At 53.6% G+C, this 567-nt stretch carries 1 protein-coding gene; it reads right to left on the reverse strand.

Annotation, left to right across the window (positions count from 1 at the left end):
* Nucleotides 1-567, reverse strand: a 567-nt coding sequence (locus RG836_RS12590) for an IS110 family transposase (RefSeq protein WP_310845818.1), incomplete at both ends; no start/stop codon positions are given.

The following is a 567-nucleotide window of genomic DNA, read 5'->3' on the forward strand; positions in this document are numbered from 1 at the left end:
CCGTCTTTTTGCCCTGATTTGGACACTCGCAAATCCATCCCTAAAAAGGCAACAAACGCGTCCGCATTTCTGAAGTCGCCTCGTTGAAATGCAGCGATCAAACGGGCTCCGGTTAAAAAACCGATCCCTTCCACTTTGAGACAACGCTTCAACTGCCCCACTAATCCGGCTTCTTTCAACTGATCGTTGATTGTCTTTTCGACCAGCGTTTCCAGTTGCCGCATGGACTTCACCTGGTCGGCAAAAGCGGTCTTCAACAACGGTTCATTTGCCCAGCTCTGTTCCAGTCCGACCCTCGCCTGGACCAACGCCGCCCGGCGGCGGAAAAGGCTCAGGAGCTGGCGATACAGCGGTGAAGGTGGCGTCCATGGGCGAAGCTCTTGTTGCTCATTTTTAAGGTAACGAGCAAGCAGCTTGGCATCGAGCGCGTCAGTTTTGGCCCGAACCTTCACGCCTTCGCGGTAATGATGCAGCTCATAACCACCGATCATGTAAATCACGCAACCGGCTTCGTGGGCCAGATCGGCAAACGCCAAGTGGTAGATATTGGTGGACTCAATGGCTATC

Origin of the sequence: Pseudomonas rhizozeae (assembly GCF_031583775.1) — a bacterium.
In the GTDB taxonomy this organism is placed as follows: Bacteria; Pseudomonadota; Gammaproteobacteria; order Pseudomonadales; family Pseudomonadaceae; genus Aquipseudomonas.